Here is a 13,942-nt window from a genome sequence, read left to right on the forward strand (position 1 = left end):
TAATTTCGTTGGGCTGATTTTTTATTGTAAAAATAAAGAGTAAAGAGGAAATGTTATGAGCATAGTTAAATTGAAAATCTCTTCCTATGAAATCAATGATGCCGTTATGGCTGATAAGCGTAGTGATACTGTGAGTATTCCTTGCGATTCCGATTCTGAATTTTGCATGCAACTGGATGGCTGGGATGAACACACGAGTATCCCTGCGACACTGGATGAAAAACCGGTTCTGCTCTATCGTCAGCGTTATGATAAAGAAAATCATCATTGGCTAATGAGAATTGCTTGATGAAGATGGTGGTATTCAATAGAACGGTCAGATGGGAAATAATACAAAAAAAAGAGGCCTGGTAGATTCCGATTACCGGGCCTTGGGAAATGGCTCTGGCAGAGCCGTGCGCTAAAATTGCCATTGAGACGTAACAAAGTACTCCCTAATACTAGCGTTCAGCTTACGTTCTTACCACTTAAATTAGCAATTATTTTACATATTTTTAACACAATTTATTGCTTAATTTTCCAAGATTGAACTATTTGCATGATAAGTTAAACCTATCTAAGCAATCAGTAAACCTTTCAATTGCCATCTCCTTGATCTTTCTAGCTAAAGGCTAACAACACCTTACTTATTGCCACACAATTTCTCTGCGGCTTGCTTCAGCGGCAATACTCGCTCTTCAACTGATTTAGTGGTCTCAATAGGCGCTAATAACACATCAATCGGTTGTGCTTGGATCTCTTTCTTTTCCATTTGTGCCGTTGCAATATCATTCAATGGATGCTGCATTAACGTAGACGGGTTAATGACCACCAATGCGCCGTTAGCACGACACTCTAACATTACTTCTTCACGCTTTAGCGGCCAATCATCACCAAACTGTTTTTTACTGACGCTCGCCAATGGCGCAGCCATCGCCGTACTGAATGTTCCACCCAGTACTAACGCACAAATCATGAATTTGAATTTCATTTAAAATGACCTTGTCAAACGGGGGTTATACAAAGATATGAGCCATTATACAGGTTGATAAGTAGCAAAAATAGCCACTGCAAGGATGGCAATAGTACCGAGCAACAATTCGGCCCAACTATTTATTATCAAATAATTGATCCGCCCTTGCTGTTGAAGACGTGGTACCACCCAATAACGATTCGTTAATGCCAATAGCACCATCAACCCAACCAACGCAATTTTTAGCCATAACCAAGATTGGTATTCAGATAGTGTTGCAATAAATGGCCATCCGGGCAATAAAATCAGGCTATTAATAATTCCCGTTATTAGCACGCAAACCACAGCAACATGCCCTAGCTGCGAGTAACGCTTCATCGATACGACAACTTGCGTTTCTAGCCCTGCTTTTAGCTTATCGTTACTACGTAAAAACTGAATGCAAATAAGGAAAGGCCACAATCCCCCGAACCAATACGCACAACTGATTAGATGAATAAACTGATTAGTTTGATGAGCAATGCCCAGCCACCCTTCATGCATCGCCGCATGACCAATGAAAGCATGTAGCCCCAGAATAATGACGGAGAAACCAAGAATGAGGTAAAGTTTTAGGGTGATCGGGCGTATAAATAGAACGGCAAACAAACCAACCGCACTGAGGATTTCCCATCGCCAGATTTGGCCAAAGGTAGTGCCCAGCACACCTTGCCAAATATCCATATTCAGCGCATCTTCCCAACCATCGCCCATTAAACCAGATTGTGCAATCATCCAGCAAAATGTGGTGATAATCGTGATAACTGCACTAAAGATAATGCTTTTTTTCAGTGCATCTTGGAGTAGTACGCGAAATTGCCCATGGGAAATTATCACCGCAAACATTGACATTCCACACATCAACATTGCGGCGATAAAGTGAGCAAATCGCGTTAAAGTATAAAACGCTTCCAGTGACATATTATTTCACAGTGAAGCTATAGTTCCCTTTGGTTTTGTGTCCATCAACAGAGACAACGCTCCATTGAACATCATACTTACCTGCTGCTAATTTACTTTCAACAGGAATAATGACTTTGGTGTTATTGCTAGGATCTAATGCGGCTTTACCCGTCTTAATGACTTGCTTGTTTGCATCCGTTACATTGACTTTAGTGAAGTTAACTTCAATGCCTTCAGAAAAGTTTAGCGTGATAGCTTCTGGTGCCTGCTCTAACGCAGCGCCCTCTGCAGGTAATTGATCTTTAAGATGCGCATGAGCGAATGCTTGTTGGAATGACATACCTAAGAACAGTACAGCGACCGCACTTAATTTACGCCAAGAAGATTTTATTTGGTTGATTGGCATAGTAACCTCTTAATTTGCAGGTGAATTTAGATATATTGCCAATCATTATACGGAAAATAATACGATACGCAGCGATAAAATCAGATTTTATCATTCAGCTTGTGAGGCTTGGCACAAAATGCGAATAAAACTCACTCGCAAAAATAGAACAAGCGCCATTCATCTCTGAATTGGCGCTTGATAAATAACCCGAAAATCGAGTTATTGAAAAGAATGATTAAACGTGTGCCGCTGCCGCTAAGCCTTTCAAATCTTTATCCAGCAGGAATAGTGATTTACCAGACTCACCCACCATGCCCAGTTTATCCAGTACAGATTTGAATAGTTTCTCTTCTTCATGCTGCTCTGCAACATACCATTGCAGGAAGTTGAATGTTGAGTAATCTTGGGTCGTCATTGCTAAATGCGCAAGTTTATTGATTTCTGAAGTAATTAATTGCTCATGTTCGTACGTTTTATTAAACACATCAGCGATAGAATCAAAATTTTCTGGTGGTGCAGCAATCGCGCCTAAGCGTGGTAATGCCCCTGTATCGCTAAGGTAATTAAATAAACGCTGCATATGCTCCATTTCTTCTTGTGAATGAGCTTTCAAAAATGCAGCTGCACCTTCAAAACCTTTATCACTACACCAAGCACTCATTTGCAAATACAGATTAGCGGAGAAAAACTCAAGATTCAGTTGTTTATTTAACGCTTCAATCATGTCAGTTTTTAACATATCTTTACCTTAATGATGATGATTTTATGAAGTTATATCCCACAGTAACATAATAAATGCATTCAGAAAACATTCTTCCCATAAAAATTAATTTATTGATTAACAATGACTTTTTGTAAAAATAACACGAATCAGTCGCATTAGCTTTTATTTATCATAATAATCCTAATTGCTTACTATTATCATGTTTGAATTTAATTTTATTCGCTAACCATCTCACTATTTCATCAAGATTTTTTGAACTTCAATTGCTACAATTCATGCTGATGTTGTTAACTGTTAGGATTTGAAATGAGCCACAATCTTGCCACCCTCCCAAAAGAAGAGATGGACAAAATTAACGTTGACCTGCTGGCTTCCGGCGTTGCTTTCAAGGAACGTTATAATATCCCCATTATTCCTGAGGCCGTCGAACGCGAACAGCCAGAACATTTACGGGATTATTTTCGTGAAAGGCTGGTTCACTATCGCCAGCTATCGATGAATTTCGCTCGTATGCCCTACGAGCCAAGAAATCGCTAAGAATCGAATTTTAGACACAAAAAAAGAGAGTTATACTCTCCTCAGACCATTTCCAAACCTATAGTTTTGGAAATGGCTCTTTTAGGTTGTAATATTAACAAGGAAAATCAATAAATTGATTTTCGCCTGATAACACAAAGAGGGAAAAACCACGCTTTTATCCCTCTTTGTCATCAACCTCAGGAGAGTTACACTCTCCTTTTTCATTCTATAAAACCACAGATTATTTGCTGGTGTTATAGGTGATGGTATTGTTTTTACAATCCACAGCGACACGGTAATGCAGGTCGGACTTCGACCCTCTGACCACTAAAGGCAGCGAGTAGCCATCTTCCGTTTTCGTCACTTCACTGTCGTTGATCCATGCAACCGCTTTTTTACCCACTGCTGCTTTTTCATCCGCCCAGCGTGGTAACCGGTTATTCATAAAATCATTTTTAACCTGCGCCGCAATTTGTGGCTCAGTAAGATTGCCACAGCTCACAAATGCAGCTGCTTTACCTTCTTCCTTGTTAGCACTGAATGCAAACGAACTTAATACAAGCGCACAACTGCCTAAAACCATTGCTATTTTTTTATTAACATTCATACCGTCCTCCGGCATCTACGAGATGTAGATGAAATTGAGATCCATTTTACTCACCAAAACTGCAGCATCATTAACAACACGCACATAGGCTATTGTTGTCTATCTAGTGTAGTTGTAAAAATAAAACCTATGAGCAAAATGACTTAACTGATATGAATTTATCAGAAATATTTTTAAATGTTAATAGGATGTTTATTAATTATTAATTTTCGTCATCGAATCGAGCAACAATTTGCTCTTTACCTTGATGGTTTTCCCTGATTTCTTGAGCGACTAGCGCAATAGCTTCTCCGCTGCTCATGCCTTCTGCCATCAGTTGGTGAATGCGTTCAACCGCTTCTTGTTGCTCTGCGTGGGAAAGTGCTGGCATACCTGAAAACATAATCAACCTCTTTAAATTGCAGACTTATTTACTACGTTAAGATTTTCAGCAAATTTTAACAGCTCTCGCCTTAATAAGGTAAGATTATATGGTAATCTGACATTATTCACTTGTGGAACCTGATTTTAATTGATTGATATGGCTATTAATAAAATACAACTCCCTTACAGCCCCAATGCGGCATTAGATTATTTTGCACCGTTATCGCACCAACCCTGGGCTATGCTGCTTCATTCTGGTCAAGCTGAACACTCTCATAACCGTTACGATATGATTGTTGCTGATCCCGCTGTCACACTATTAACTCGTGGCTTGCAAACTGAAATTCAAGCGCAAAATCAGCCTGCTCAATTTTCAGAAAAAGATCCCTTTGCCCTGTTACAGCAATATATGGAACAATATCAAATCACCGAATTTTCTGATGAAACTCTGCCATTCCAAGGTGGTGCAATGGGAATTTGGAGCTATGACTTAGGTCGCCGTATCGAAAAACTCCCTGAACTTGCCACCACTGAACTGCAATTTCCCGATATGGCGGTGGGCATCTATTTATGGGCTCTTATTGTTGACCACCATGAACAGCGTGTGACCTTGTTCAGCCATCAAGATGTCGAGCAGCGACTCACTTGGTTACAAGCTCAAAAAGCCTCTCGTAAAGGTACATTCTCACTAACTTCATCATGGCATGCCAACATGTCTGAAGCGCAATACCATGAAAATATTGCCCGTATCCATCAATATTTACGTGAGGGGGATTGCTACCAAATCAACCTTGCACAACGCTTTAAAGCCAAATATAAGGGCAATGAGTGGGATGCATTTTTAACGCTGAATGAAAGCAACCGCGCCCCATTCTCCTCGTTTATTCGCTTACCCAATAATGCGGTTATCAGCGTTTCTCCTGAACGCTTTATTTTATTAGAGAAAGGTGAAATTCAAACTCGCCCGATAAAAGGCACACTCCCTCGCTTAGACTCACCAGAGGAAGACCAACTTCAAGCAGAAAAATTAGCCAATTCGCCAAAAGATCGTGCTGAAAACTTAATGATTGTGGATTTACTGCGCAATGATATTGGACGTGTGGCAAAACCAGGTACAGTAAGGGTTCCTGAGCTCTTTAAAGTGGAACAATTTCCCGCAGTTCATCACCTCGTTAGCACCATCACCGCCACATTAAACAGCCAATACCAAGCTACCGACTTACTGCGTGCCTGTTTCCCTGGCGGTTCCATTACGGGCGCTCCGAAAATTCGTGCAATGCAGATCATTGAGGAATTAGAACCCAATCGTCGACATGGATATTGTGGCGCAATCGGCTATATTAGTTTCTGTGGCAATATGGATACGAACATCACAATCCGTACGCTGATAACTGACAAAAAACAGATTTATTGCTGGGCAGGCGGTGGTATTGTTGCCGATAGCCAAGCCGATAAAGAGTACCAAGAGACCTTTGACAAATTACGCCTGATTTTGCCAAAACTAGGAAAACTCGATAGCGATGACTGAGCTGAATAGCTTTATTAACCGTTTTCAATTTACACTCCCGCTTTCTCGTCAACCCGCCACATCGGCGGGTAAAGCGGCTGCAGTGCTATTGCCAATTATCAATAAATCCAATCCGACATTATTGCTCACACAACGATCACCGCTATTACGTTCTCATGCTGGTCAAGTGGCATTCCCGGGCGGCTCTCGCGATCCTGAAGATACAAACTTAATTGCGACCGCATTGCGGGAAGCCTATGAAGAAGTTGCCATACCACCAGAGAAAGTGCAGGTCTTAGGGCAACTGGCACCTATCTCCAGCATTGGGGGTTATCAAGTCACCCCTATTGTCGGTCTTGTACCCGATAATATTCGCTATCAGGCGAACCCAAGCGAAGTTTCCTCTATTTTTGAAATTCCCCTGTTTGATGCATTATCCCTGCAAAAACATAAATATGTGGATATCAACCGCTCTGGTCGTGAAAAACGAGTCTTTTTCTATTGGTATAACAATTACTTAGTCTGGGGGCTCACTGCATCCATCCTACATCAGCTTGCCCTACAACTGGATTAGCTTTCATAGTCAATAATCCTTTTATTCAATCATTTTTCCACTATCCAAAATACAATTAGTGCTATTTATAACCAATCCACCTTATGTAACTACCTTATTTCAAAAAATACTTTAAACTTACTGGTTAACACTACGAAATAACAGTAAAGTAGCGCCCTTTAAAATAAATCACTATATCTTCATCTTTTGTTTAAGGAGTCCTGCGTGATAAGCGTTTTCGACATGTTTAAAGTGGGCATTGGCCCTTCAAGCTCTCATACCGTCGGTCCGATGAAAGCTGGGAAAGAATTTGTCGATGATTTGGTCAATAAGCAATTATTGCCATCCGTCACCCGTGTCGCAGTAGACGTTTATGGCTCTTTATCCCTAACAGGTAAAGGTCACCATACCGATATCGCCATTATTATGGGTTTAGCAGGCAACCTCCCTGCTACCGTTGACATTGAATCAATCCCATCCTTTATCAAGAATGTGGAAGAGACAGAAAAGCTGCTATTAGCTAATGGCACTCATACTGTTGATTTCCCTCGTGAGGGTGGCATGAATTTCCGTCAAGATAACTTACCGTTACATGAAAACGGGATGACTATCCATGCCTTCGCTGGCGACAAGGAAATTTACACTAAAACTTATTATTCCATCGGCGGTGGTTTCATTGTCGATGAAGAGCATTTTGGTCAAACCTCTTCAGACAGCAAACCTGTCTCTTATCCGTTTAACTCCGCGAGTGAGTTACTCTTAAAATGTAAAGAATCTGGCTTATCGATTTCTAGCCTGATGATGAAAAATGAGCTGGATTTACACCCTCGTGAAGAAATTGACGCTTACTTTGCGGATGTATGGAAAACCATGCAAGCCTGTATTGAACGCGGTTTGAACACTGAAGGCGTCCTTCCAGGTCCATTACGTGTTCCTCGTCGTGCACCAGCACTGAACCGCTTAGTGACCTCTGCGAGTAAACTGTCTAATGACCCGATGAACGTGGTTGATTTAATCAATATGTACGCATTAGCCGTTAACGAAGAAAACGCCGCGGGTGGTCGTGTTGTTACAGCACCAACTAACGGTGCTTGTGGTATCGTTCCGGCTGTTTTAGCGTACTACAACCATTGCGTTGAACCCGTCACGCCAGAACTTTACTTGCGCTATTTCTTAGCATCTGGCGCCGTTGGCATTCTGTACAAAATGAATGCGTCCATTTCTGGTGCAGAAGTGGGTTGCCAAGGCGAAGTCGGTGTTGCCTGCTCAATGGCAGCAGCAGGTTTAGCGGAATTATTTGGCGCAAGCCCAGAGCAAGTCTGCATTGCCGCTGAAATTGGTATGGAACACAATTTGGGTCTAACCTGCGACCCTGTTGCCGGACAAGTTCAAGTACCTTGTATTGAGCGTAACGCAATCGCCTCTGTTAAAGCTATCAATGCCGCACGCATGGCTTTACGTAGAACCAGCGAGCCTCGCGTGTCTCTCGATAAAGTTATCGAAACCATGTACGAAACGGGTAAAGACATGAATGCTAAATACCGCGAAACATCTCGTGGTGGATTAGCAATCAAAGTCCAGTGTGATTAATTCGTAATATTAAGCCTCCCTCTTCATTACCCATTTAAGTGATGAAGAGAGAGTTTTATCCTCACTCTTTCTACGCTTATTTAATTTTTTTAATTAAGTCGATTGAACTCCAATACGTTCATCAAAATAACACCCCACTTCCTTTTGCTTTTCTCGTTTCAGCTTTCGATTTTTATCGTCTATGATCGTTTTATTTCTTCAATTCTCTCACCCTACTTTCTATTTTTTGAATCACTTTTTTGATTCTGTTATTCCTTTAAATTCTATTGCTCACACCTGTCCTTGCTCACTTTTTGCTCTTTTTGGCGAGTTTCTTATTAAATAAACCCATTTTTTGTTACCGATAACAGAATGTTATTCTTTTAATAATTTATTTATAAAACATATATTCCATATAATTTCATATATTTGGAGTTATAGGTTTATTTATCAGTAATATTTGGATCTGTTTTTATTTTTCTGACGCGAAACAAGTTTTTTAGATTAATCCTAGTGATATGATCAGGCTGACCATTCAGCTAATAATTGCACTTAACTAATTATTAGCTAGCCACTTAGTTTGAATTTATTCAGCTACTATTTAAGGTGCAGGGGAAACACATAGAGAAGGAGTCCAGTTTCTAACTTCTATTCTATCGTCGATGATGTTTCGATTTATCTGTTAAGAGGGAAAAATAGTGAGTATAGCTATTATGATTGGTACCCACGGAGTTGCTGCCGAACAGCTACTCCGAACCACCGAGATGTTAATAGGCGAGCAAGAAAACGTCTCGTTTATTGACTTTGTCCCTGGGGAAAATGCTGACACCCTATTTGAAAAATACACACAAAAGCTGACTTCGCTTGATACCTCAGCGGGTGTGCTATTTCTTGTTGATACATGGGGAGGTAGTCCATTTAATGCAGCTACACGCATTGCCAATGAGCATGACAATTACGAAATCATTACAGGCGTAAATGTCCCAATGCTCGTCGAGACCTTTATGTGCCGCGATGACAACCCATCCATGGATGAGCTGATCACTGTCGCACTCGAAACCGGTCGCGGTGGCATCCGTCCATTCAAGTTTAAAGAAGTTGTTGCAGAAACTCCTGCGCCCGCAGCAGTCAGTGCACCTGCTCCTCAACCTGTTATTGCAGGTCCGGGCGAACACATGATTATTGCTTTGGCGCGTATTGATGACCGATTGATCCATGGTCAGGTGGCGACCCGCTGGACAAAAGAAATGCGTGTGAAACGTATTATCGTTGTCAGTGATGAAGTGTCTAAAGACACCGTTCGTTCTACCTTACTGAAACAAGTTGCTCCTCCTGGTGTTACCGCCCACGTTGTTGATGTAGACAAATGTGTCCGTGTTTACAACAACCCAAAATATTCCGGCGAGCGCGTAATGCTGTTATTCACTAATCCAACCGATGTACAGCGCATTGTTGAGCAAGGCGTTGAGATTGACTCGGTCAATATTGGTGGAATGGCCTATACCGAAGGTAAAACCATGGTCACCAATGCCGTATCAATTAATCAAAAAGATATCGATGCATTCAATTATCTGAATGACAAAAATATTGAGTTAGAAGTTCGTAAAGTCGCTTCAGACAGTAAAGTCCACATGATGGATTTAATTAATAAACTCAAAAAATAATGTTTTATAAATTCGTTCTTATTGAACCGTTACTCAAAAACAGACTTAGAAACTTGTTGGTTACAGGAGATTAAACAATGGAACTTACCGTTGTTCAAATAGTAATGGTCTTCGTTGTGGCTTGTATCGCCGGTATGGGATCGATCCTCGATGAATTCCAGTTCCACCGCCCTCTCATTGCCTGTACGCTTATTGGTATTGTTCTGGGTGATATGAAAACCGGTATTATTATCGGTGGTACGCTGGAAATGATCGCGTTAGGTTGGATGAACATCGGTGCGGCCGTTGCACCCGATGCTGCATTAGCCTCCATCATTTCAACCATTCTGGTTATTGCAGGTGGTCAAAGCATTGGTGCGGGTATCGCGCTGGCTATCCCACTGGCAGCAGCCGGACAAGTACTGACCATCATCGTTCGTACTATCACCGTTGCATTCCAACACGCTGCTGACCGTGCTGCGGTCTCCGGCAATTTAACCTCCCTGAGCATCATCCACATTTCTGCGTTATTACTGCAGGCAATGCGTATCGCAATCCCTGCGCTGATCGTCGCAATTTCAGTGGGAACTTCAGAAGTCCAGCACTTACTGAACTCTATCCCTGAAGTCGTTACCAATGGTCTGAACATTGCAGGTGGTATGATTGTTGTGGTCGGTTATGCGATGGTTATCAACATGATGCGCGCTGGCTACCTGATGCCGTTCTTCTATTTAGGCTTCGTAACTGCGGCCTTTACTAACTTCAACCTTGTTGCACTTGGTGTGATTGGTGTTGTGATGGCAATTCTGTACATCCAACTGAGCCCGAAATACAACAAATCCCAAGTTGTTGTCAACCAATCAAACAGTAACAACAATCTTGATAACGAATTAGACTAGAAGGAACGTGAAAATGGTTGAACAAACTCAATCTACTGAAAAACGGCTGACAAAAAGCGATATTCGTGGGGTTTTCTTGCGTTCTAACTTATTCCAAGGTTCTTGGAACTTCGAACGTATGCAGGCTCTGGGTTTCTGTTTCTCAATGGTTCCCGTGATCCGTCGCTTATACCCTGAAAACAATGATGACCGTAAACAAGCGATTAAACGTCACTTAGAGTTCTTCAATACCCACCCTTACGTTGCAGCGCCTATTTTGGGTGTAACGATGGCGATGGAAGAAGAACGTGCTAATGGCGCGGACATCGACGACGGTGCAATCAACGGTATCAAAGTCGGTCTGATGGGACCATTAGCCGGTGTGGGTGACCCAATTTTCTGGGGAACCGTGCGTCCAGTCTTTGCTGCACTGGGTGCAGGTATCGCGATGACAGGTAGCTTGTTAGGCCCTGTACTCTTCTTCGTTCTGTTTAACCTTGTACGTCTGTTAACTCGCTATTACGGCGTGGCTTATGGCTACAAGAAAGGGATTGATATCGTTCAAGATATGGGCGGTGGATTCCTGCAAAAACTGACCGAGGGGGCTTCAATTCTAGGTCTGTTTGTAATGGGGGCGTTAGTTAATAAATGGACTCACGTCAACATTCCACTCGAAGTTTCGCGGATCAAAAACCAAACAACTGGCGTTGAAGATATCACTACTGTTCAGATGATCCTCGACCAATTAATGCCGGGCTTGGTTCCACTGTTACTGACCTTCGCCTGTATGTGGCTATTACGCCGTAAAGTGAACGCTTTATGGATCATTATCGGCTTCTTCGGTTTAGGTATTCTGGGTGCTTGGTTGAATTTCTTAGCGCCATAATTCCTGTTAAATATCAAAAAAGGGAGGTTGCAGCCTCCCTTTTTTACTTTTAAGCTTGGTAGCTCGTCCACTTAGTCATGGGTACTCAAATGACCTTAAATGATGCCGTTTTAGCCATTATCATTTTGATCATGCTTGTATACGCAATCTATGATGAATTTATTCAAGGAATTCTGAAAGGCAAAACTCTACTAAAAGTTAACTTAAAACGTAAACATCGAGTTGATGCCATCATTTTTATTGTGCTCTCTTGTATTGTCATTTATACAAATATTGTTCGACATGGTAATTTATTAACCACTTATTTATTAATGATTACTATTTTTATGGCTATTTATTTAGCTTTCATTCGTCGGCCAAAAGTATTTTTTAAACAAACCGGTTTTTATTTCGCCAATACATTTATTTTATATGAGCGAATTAAGACAATGAATTTATCTGAAGATGGTATTTTAATGATTGGATTAGAGCAAAAGAAAATCCATGTTCAAGTTAACCATCTTGATGATTTACAAAAGATTTATGATTTCTTCATTAATCATAAATAACTACTTTATATATTGGTATAAATATTAAGGTTAATTAAATGTTTAATTAACCTTAACTTTGTTAATATCGAAAATGAAAATTATTCTCATTTAAAATGATATATTTATTAATAATTAATATTTTGCCTTTATTAAAATCTATGTTATCTTTCGTCCCACGTCATTGGGGAGTAGCCTGTTCTGGAATGTATTCTTTCCAGAAAATCCGTGTCAACATACTCGTTTGTTTTTAAACGTGGTGCGGATGCCATTTATTGGTTGGCAAGACCATAGACACATAAATACGCCTTTTGGTTGGGGGTAATTTATGTGTATATGGAAACACCCAACCGAGATTATTGTTATGAGCTTTTACGCAACTCTCATCCTCGCCCTCGCACTCTCTATGGATGCTTTCGCTGTCGCTATTTGTAAAGGTGCAGTGCTCCATAAACCCCGTTTTCGTGAAATTCTCCGCACTGGTTTTATCTTTGGTTTTATCGAAGCTATCACGCCGATCATTGGCTGGGGTATTGGTATTTTAGCCAGCCAGTATGTTATCCGTTGGGATCACTGGATTGCGTTTGCCCTACTGTTCATTCTTGGTGGTCGTATGATCTGGCAAAGTCTGACAACCAAAGATGAAGATTGTTGCGCTAAACCATCAAGTCACAGTGCAGGAAATTTAGTGTTATCTGCCATTGCCACCAGCCTTGACGCTATGGCAATTGGTTTAGGTCTGGCTTTCCTACAAGTGGATATCGTCCATACGGCCATGACTATTGGCTTAACCACAATGATAATGGCGACAATTGGCATGATGATTGGCCGTTACGTAGGCCCATTATTAGGAAAAAAAGCAGAGATTTTAGGCGGGCTGGTGCTTATTGCGATTGGATTTAATATCCTCTTTGAGCATCTCGAATTATTTATGTACGCGCCATAATCTTTCCGTTCCCCCTGAACCATTCGGGGGGGAACTGTTTGAGATTTGATACGGATTTTAGACTTGATATTGATAAACACGGATCAGAAAATCAGCGGTATAACTCTTCACTTCAGCCTGCTTTAATTGCTGTTTCACCTCTTCAGAAGCACGCCATGCAAACGGTGTCATTTCTAACAAAGCAAATGCCTCTTCCCCTTCTAGATCCATCGCATAATTTAAGCGAGTTTCGTCAATCAACTTAAAGTCAGGAAGATCTTCGTCTTTTGCAGGGTGTAATTTTACTTCATCATAAATCAGAGCTTTTAATTCTTGCAGATGTTCTGCTGCCGGCGTTACTGTAATTAAAATCCCCGCAGGTGTTAATACTCGGCTTAATTCTTGCGCTTTACAGGGTGCATAAATACGAATAATTCCACTCAAACTCGAATCCGCAAATGGTAAACGATGGCTTGAAGCAACACAGAAATTGACGGATTTATAGCGCTTAGCAGCAAAACGGATCGCCACTTTCGACACATCCAATCCATATACACTAACAGATTTAGATGCAGCCTCTAATGACTGAGCAAAATGGTCAGTGTAATACCCTTCTCCACATCCGATATCGAGTATATTTTCGCTGTTTTCAGGCAGGTATTGAGCGAGTTTTTCAGCAACCTTATCACGCATTGGCTGATAATGCCCTGCATCTAAAAACTGACGACGGGACGTCATCATTTCTAGGCTATCACCCGGATCTTTAGAGCGCTTGTGTTGTACTGGCAGTAAATTAACATAACCCTCTTTGGCGCAATCAAACTGGTGGTTTGCGTCACAACGATAGCTACTGTTAATTAAATTGAGGGGTTTAAAACACAGGGGGCATTGATAATTCATATGGTTACACTGATTTAAAAATAATACGCAGTATACCATATAAGCTGTCAAGCAGCGCC

General features: G+C 41.2%; 17 protein-coding genes and 1 riboswitch. Of the genes, 10 read left to right on the forward strand and 7 right to left on the reverse strand.

Translation table 11 applies throughout. From position 1 onward, the window contains the following. Positions 1–55 precede the first annotated feature (55 nt). Positions 56–289 carry a DUF1480 family protein gene (locus QS795_RS09090; RefSeq protein ID WP_036954855.1) on the forward strand — a complete coding sequence of 78 codons (234 nt, stop codon included), beginning with the start codon at positions 56–58 and terminating at the stop codon, positions 287–289. Positions 290–622: 333 nt separating this feature from the next. On the opposite strand, the gene QS795_RS09095 is transcribed toward QS795_RS09090, so the two are convergent. The 4 genes from QS795_RS09095 to ftnA form a co-directional block, all read right to left on the reverse strand. Next, on the reverse strand, positions 623–970 hold the full coding sequence (locus QS795_RS09095; RefSeq protein WP_286271209.1) for a DUF2511 domain-containing protein: 348 nt from the start codon (positions 968–970) through the stop codon (positions 623–625). A gap of 45 nt (positions 971–1,015) precedes the next feature. Next, the gene (copD, locus tag QS795_RS09100; protein ID WP_286271211.1) at positions 1,016–1,912 is read right to left on the reverse strand and encodes a copper homeostasis membrane protein CopD; all 897 of its coding nucleotides are present in this window, start codon (positions 1,910–1,912) and stop codon (positions 1,016–1,018) included. Between the two features lies 1 nt (position 1,913). Continuing rightward, positions 1,914–2,300, reverse strand: a complete 387-nt coding sequence (gene copC / locus QS795_RS09105) for a copper homeostasis periplasmic binding protein CopC (protein WP_154627064.1) — start codon at positions 2,298–2,300, stop codon at positions 1,914–1,916. Between the two features lie 217 nt (positions 2,301–2,517). Further along, the gene (gene ftnA / locus QS795_RS09110) at positions 2,518–3,021 is read right to left on the reverse strand and encodes a non-heme ferritin (protein ID WP_286271216.1); all 504 of its coding nucleotides are present in this window, start codon (positions 3,019–3,021) and stop codon (positions 2,518–2,520) included. A 291-nt stretch (positions 3,022–3,312) separates the two neighbouring features. Between ftnA and QS795_RS09115 the strand changes: the two genes are divergently transcribed. Then, positions 3,313–3,543, forward strand: coding sequence for a DNA polymerase III subunit theta (locus QS795_RS09115; RefSeq protein ID WP_154603677.1), 231 nt, complete (start codon positions 3,313–3,315; stop codon positions 3,541–3,543). A gap of 223 nt (positions 3,544–3,766) precedes the next feature. Here QS795_RS09115 and yebF read toward each other — a convergent pair whose 3' ends face one another. Further along, on the reverse strand, positions 3,767–4,132 hold the full coding sequence (gene yebF / locus QS795_RS09120; RefSeq protein ID WP_036954829.1) for a protein YebF: 366 nt from the start codon (positions 4,130–4,132) through the stop codon (positions 3,767–3,769). Between the two features lie 202 nt (positions 4,133–4,334). Further along, a complete protein-coding gene (locus tag QS795_RS09125; RefSeq protein ID WP_036954826.1) occupies positions 4,335–4,514 on the reverse strand; it encodes a YoaH family protein in 180 nt (59 codons plus the stop codon). A 138-nt stretch (positions 4,515–4,652) separates the two neighbouring features. On the opposite strand from QS795_RS09125, the gene pabB reads away from it, so the two are divergent. From pabB to mntP, 8 genes are all read left to right on the forward strand, one after another. Beyond that, positions 4,653–6,023, forward strand: coding sequence for an aminodeoxychorismate synthase component 1 (pabB, locus tag QS795_RS09130; RefSeq protein ID WP_318626430.1), 1,371 nt, complete (start codon positions 4,653–4,655; stop codon positions 6,021–6,023). After that, positions 6,016–6,576 (forward strand): CoA pyrophosphatase, encoded by a 561-nt coding sequence (locus QS795_RS09135; protein ID WP_224057746.1) that lies wholly within the window; start codon positions 6,016–6,018, stop codon positions 6,574–6,576. Before pabB ends, QS795_RS09135 begins: the two co-directional genes overlap by 8 nt. Before the next feature lie 204 nt (positions 6,577–6,780). Next, the gene (locus tag QS795_RS09140; RefSeq protein ID WP_036953382.1) at positions 6,781–8,145 is read left to right on the forward strand and encodes an L-serine ammonia-lyase; all 1,365 of its coding nucleotides are present in this window, start codon (positions 6,781–6,783) and stop codon (positions 8,143–8,145) included. Positions 8,146–8,822: 677 nt separating this feature from the next. Next, positions 8,823–9,788: a PTS mannose transporter subunit IIAB gene (gene manX / locus QS795_RS09145; protein ID WP_286271225.1), complete on the forward strand. Its 966-nt coding sequence runs from the start codon at positions 8,823–8,825 to the stop codon at positions 9,786–9,788. 77 nt (positions 9,789–9,865) lie between these two features. Next, complete coding sequence (locus QS795_RS09150) at positions 9,866–10,666, forward strand: PTS mannose/fructose/sorbose transporter subunit IIC (RefSeq protein WP_154627068.1); 801 nt, start codon at positions 9,866–9,868, stop codon at positions 10,664–10,666. Positions 10,667–10,679: 13 nt separating this feature from the next. Further along, a complete protein-coding gene (locus QS795_RS09155; RefSeq protein WP_036953376.1) occupies positions 10,680–11,531 on the forward strand; it encodes a PTS mannose transporter subunit IID in 852 nt (283 codons plus the stop codon). An 89-nt stretch (positions 11,532–11,620) separates the two neighbouring features. Next, positions 11,621–12,079 carry a DUF986 family protein gene (locus QS795_RS09160; protein ID WP_154603673.1) on the forward strand — a complete coding sequence of 153 codons (459 nt, stop codon included), beginning with the start codon at positions 11,621–11,623 and terminating at the stop codon, positions 12,077–12,079. 153 nt (positions 12,080–12,232) lie between these two features. Continuing rightward, positions 12,233–12,416: riboswitch (yybP-ykoY riboswitch) on the forward strand. Positions 12,417–12,422: 6 nt separating this feature from the next. Continuing rightward, positions 12,423–13,004, forward strand: coding sequence for a manganese efflux pump MntP (mntP, locus tag QS795_RS09165; protein WP_154638513.1), 582 nt, complete (start codon positions 12,423–12,425; stop codon positions 13,002–13,004). A gap of 57 nt (positions 13,005–13,061) precedes the next feature. On the opposite strand, the gene rlmA is transcribed toward mntP, so the two are convergent. Further along, positions 13,062–13,883, reverse strand: a complete 822-nt coding sequence (gene rlmA / locus QS795_RS09170) for a 23S rRNA (guanine(745)-N(1))-methyltransferase (RefSeq protein ID WP_286271231.1) — start codon at positions 13,881–13,883, stop codon at positions 13,062–13,064. Positions 13,884–13,942 lie beyond the last annotated feature (59 nt).

The sequence above is a fragment of the Providencia zhijiangensis genome (genome assembly GCF_030315915.2).
Classification (GTDB): Bacteria; Pseudomonadota; Gammaproteobacteria; order Enterobacterales; family Enterobacteriaceae; genus Providencia; species Providencia zhijiangensis.

Coding starts and splice junctions, on each gene's coding strand:
- ftnA (WP_286271216.1), bottom strand. CDS start 3,021: ATGTTAAAAACTGACATGATTGAAGCGTTAAATAAACAACTGAATCTT.
- QS795_RS09150 (WP_154627068.1), top strand. CDS start 9,866: ATGGAACTTACCGTTGTTCAAATAGTAATGGTCTTCGTTGTGGCTTGT.
- QS795_RS09115 (WP_154603677.1), top strand. CDS start 3,313: ATGAGCCACAATCTTGCCACCCTCCCAAAAGAAGAGATGGACAAAATT.
- copD (WP_286271211.1), bottom strand. CDS start 1,912: ATGTCACTGGAAGCGTTTTATACTTTAACGCGATTTGCTCACTTTATC.
- mntP (WP_154638513.1), top strand. CDS start 12,423: ATGAGCTTTTACGCAACTCTCATCCTCGCCCTCGCACTCTCTATGGAT.
- QS795_RS09155 (WP_036953376.1), top strand. CDS start 10,680: ATGGTTGAACAAACTCAATCTACTGAAAAACGGCTGACAAAAAGCGAT.
- QS795_RS09125 (WP_036954826.1), bottom strand. CDS start 4,514: ATGTTTTCAGGTATGCCAGCACTTTCCCACGCAGAGCAACAAGAAGCG.
- QS795_RS09090 (WP_036954855.1), top strand. CDS start 56: ATGAGCATAGTTAAATTGAAAATCTCTTCCTATGAAATCAATGATGCC.
- QS795_RS09095 (WP_286271209.1), bottom strand. CDS start 970: ATGAAATTCAAATTCATGATTTGTGCGTTAGTACTGGGTGGAACATTC.
- pabB (WP_318626430.1), top strand. CDS start 4,653: ATGGCTATTAATAAAATACAACTCCCTTACAGCCCCAATGCGGCATTA.
- yebF (WP_036954829.1), bottom strand. CDS start 4,132: ATGAATGTTAATAAAAAAATAGCAATGGTTTTAGGCAGTTGTGCGCTT.
- copC (WP_154627064.1), bottom strand. CDS start 2,300: ATGCCAATCAACCAAATAAAATCTTCTTGGCGTAAATTAAGTGCGGTC.
- QS795_RS09160 (WP_154603673.1), top strand. CDS start 11,621: ATGACCTTAAATGATGCCGTTTTAGCCATTATCATTTTGATCATGCTT.
- QS795_RS09135 (WP_224057746.1), top strand. CDS start 6,016: ATGACTGAGCTGAATAGCTTTATTAACCGTTTTCAATTTACACTCCCG.
- rlmA (WP_286271231.1), bottom strand. CDS start 13,883: ATGAATTATCAATGCCCCCTGTGTTTTAAACCCCTCAATTTAATTAAC.